The sequence below is a fragment of the Pedobacter sp. 05L430 genome, from assembly GCF_056397585.1.
The window spans coordinates 1-3,154 of sequence record NZ_JBFTNT010000404.1; the positions used below are offsets into that span (position 1 = coordinate 1).

The 3,154-nt window shown below is 38.0% G+C and carries 3 protein-coding genes; all 3 read left to right on the forward strand.

The genetic code is table 11. The features are described from left to right. Positions 1 to 1,864: alkaline phosphatase family protein (locus AC1DG9_RS25535; protein ID WP_477635511.1), on the forward strand; the 1,864-nt coding region annotated here is incomplete at its 5' end. A 380-nt stretch (positions 1,865 to 2,244) separates the two neighbouring features. Continuing rightward, positions 2,245 to 2,658, forward strand: a complete 414-nt coding sequence (locus AC1DG9_RS25540) for a hypothetical protein (protein WP_288881166.1) — start codon at positions 2,245 to 2,247, stop codon at positions 2,656 to 2,658. Between the two features lie 3 nt (positions 2,659 to 2,661). After that, positions 2,662 to 3,154: RNA polymerase sigma factor (locus AC1DG9_RS25545; RefSeq protein ID WP_477635512.1), on the forward strand; the 493-nt coding region annotated here is incomplete at its 3' end.

A 3,154-nucleotide genomic window follows, 5' to 3' on the forward strand; every position in this document is an offset into this window, starting at 1 on the left:
CTTCTGGACCGGCAAAATCCGTGAAGAACAAAATGCAACCTCAACAGCACACCACTCTAACGGGTATATAGACGGTTCTGAAAACGTTTCATGGAGTACATTCCCGGAGCGTTTGTCTAAGCACAATGTAGACTGGAAAATATACCAAAACGAGCTAAGTGTAGGCGTTGGTCTGGAAAATGAAGAAGACGACTGGCTGGCTAATTTTACAGATAATGATATGGAGTTTTTTAAACAATATCATGTAAAAAGACATCCTGAGCATCTGGTTTACCTGCGCAAAGCAAAAACCGAACTAGAAGCCAAGCTAAAAGAGAAACCAGACGATAAACTAAAAAAGAAGCTTGATTTTGTAACAAAGGAAATTGAGTTTTTAGAAGTAAACACTCTTGATAAATTAACTCCGGAGCAACAAGACTTACATAAAAGAGCATTTGTAACTAATAGAAATGATCCAGACTTCCATAATCTTGAAACCATCACTTACGATGATAAAGGGACGCAAAGAACCGCACAAATCCCTAAAGGAGATGTACTGCATCAATTCCGCAAAGATGTTGACGGTGGCAAATTACCCACTGTTTCCTGGCTAGTTGCGCCAAGTAACTTCTCGGATCATCCCGGAGCACCTTGGTATGGCGCCTGGTATCTTTCAGAAGCCATAGACATTTTAACTAAGAACCCGGAAGTATGGAAAAAGACCATCTTTATCCTTACTTACGATGAAAATGATGGATACTTTGATCACCTGCCTCCTTTTGTATCTCCGGATCCAAAAAATCCAGAAACAGGAGCAGTTTCAAAATCATTAGACAACAGCTCTGAATACCTTTACATAGGAGAAAACAGTAAGAGAGAAAGTTCTTTAGGTTTAGGCTTTAGAGTACCAATGGTAGTGGTTTCGCCATGGTCAAGAGGTGGTTATGTAAACTCACAGGTTTTTGACCACACTTCTTCTATCCAATTTTTGGAGCAGTTTTTAAGTCATAAAACTGGTCAGAAGATTTACGAAGACAACATCAGCTCGTGGAGAAGAAGTCTATGCGGCGATTTAACTTCCGTATTTAGACCATACAACGGCGAAAATATTCCATTGCCAAAAGCAGTTGAAAGGTTACCTTTTCTCGAAAGCATTCACAAAGCGAAATTCGCCAAACTACCTAATAACTTCAAAAACCTGGATCAACTGGCCATTGCAGGCATTATTAAAAACCCTAAAGGCAACCCTAACTTACCTAAACAGGAACCCGGTATTAAACCTGCAAACGCAATTCCATATGAGCTTTATGCCCATGGTGCGTTAGATACAGCAAACAACCAGTTTAAAATTGGCTTTACTGCAGGGAATAAATTCTTTGGCGACAAGGCAAAAGGCACCGGTTTTATAGTATATGCTACCGATAACAACTGGAACTTTACTGTTGATGCAGGTGATACTATAGACTATAACTGGCCATTACACAATGGCGTTTACGATTTAAAAGTATACAGTGTAAACGGTTTTTACCGCAGGTATAAAGGCAGTGCAAACGACCCTAAAATTGCTGTTTCTTTAATGTACCAAAGTGAAAAAGATGGCAGCAGGGTTAATGGAAATGTATTGTTACACGTTAAACGTATAACCAGTGGTGAGCAAGTTAGCTTAACTGTAAAAGACAACAGCTACAAAAAAGCACCTGTTAAGGCCGTTTTAAAGAAAAACCAAGAGGAAATTTTTATCCCTCTTGATCTGAAATCAAGCCATAGCTGGTATGATTTTACTGTAACTTCGGAAAAACATGTGGGTTATAGTCAGCAATTTGCCGGGCATGCAGAACATTCGAAAGAAAGCTTTACCGATCCGCTAATGGGCCATTTGGTTTAAGAACGCGCCATCACCCGTTTCCCGCTCGATTTACTCCCCTGCGTCATCTCGACGACAATAGCTCTAGGATGACGCAAGAGTAATGATGCAGGGATGATAATACACGGGAAGTACGACTATTTTACTTGAAATACTTGAGAAACACTTGGGTTGGAAGATGGTTGAAAGATCGTTGGAAGATGGTTGCAATATGTATGAGGATATTTCAACCATCCCTTAAGCATTGTTTAAACATCTCTATAACATATTTAAGTTCAAGTGTTTCTCAAGTCTTTCTTCGGTATTTCTCAATTGTTTCTGATAGAAATCTAAAAAAATATCTGTAGCCCTGTAGCGTTTCTCATCGCCTCTGCGTAATAGTAAGATATAAACCAACTATTATGGCCATCAAACAAATACTACCATTTGCATTAAGCTTATGCTTATTTATGAGTTGTAAAAAAAATAATGACAAAGTAGTTTTTAACGACACATATACAGGAAAGTTTATTGAAGGGCCGGTCAATCAGCTTGTATCTGTTAACACAGAAGTTAAGTTTAGCGGCGATAGGTATGCAGCTACAAATGGTACTGGTATATTTACAGTTGAGAATTCTTCAAAGGTTAAATTTTCCATGGATTATGTATCATCAATGGATTATGTTGGCAACAAAGTTTTGCACGGCGATTATAGCTATGTGATTAAAGGCGACAGTTTGATCTTAGATAAGATATTTCCTTCTACAGAACACCACAACACCTTGACAAGCACTATTAGTTACAAAAATCAATATAGATTAAAGCGAATGAAATAATAAATGTCCATCAAACATAACGCCTCAGATGCTGAGTTAATTAAGGAGTGTAAAAAGGGCGACCTAAAACACCAGGAAATGTTGTATAAGCGCTTTTACGCCTATGCAATGGGCGTTGCCATGCGCTACCTTATTAATAAAGATGATGCTTTGGTGGTGGTAAATGACGCTTTTATTAAAGCATTTAACGCACTCCATACTTTTAAAGATGATTTAGAATTTAAGCCTTGGTTTAGAAAAATATTGGTTAATACTGCTCTCGATAGTAAAAGAAAGAACTTAAAATACATTCATGATAGTGAAATTCCGGAGGTATTTCAGCAAACCATGTATCCATCTGCCATTGAAAAACTCTCGGCAGCTGATATTTTGAACTTAATGAAACAACTTCCGGAAATACATCATGTAGTTTTTAACCTGTATGAAATTGATGGTTATTCGCATAAAGAGATTGGCCTGATGCTAAATATACCCGAAAGCTCATCTAGAACTTACC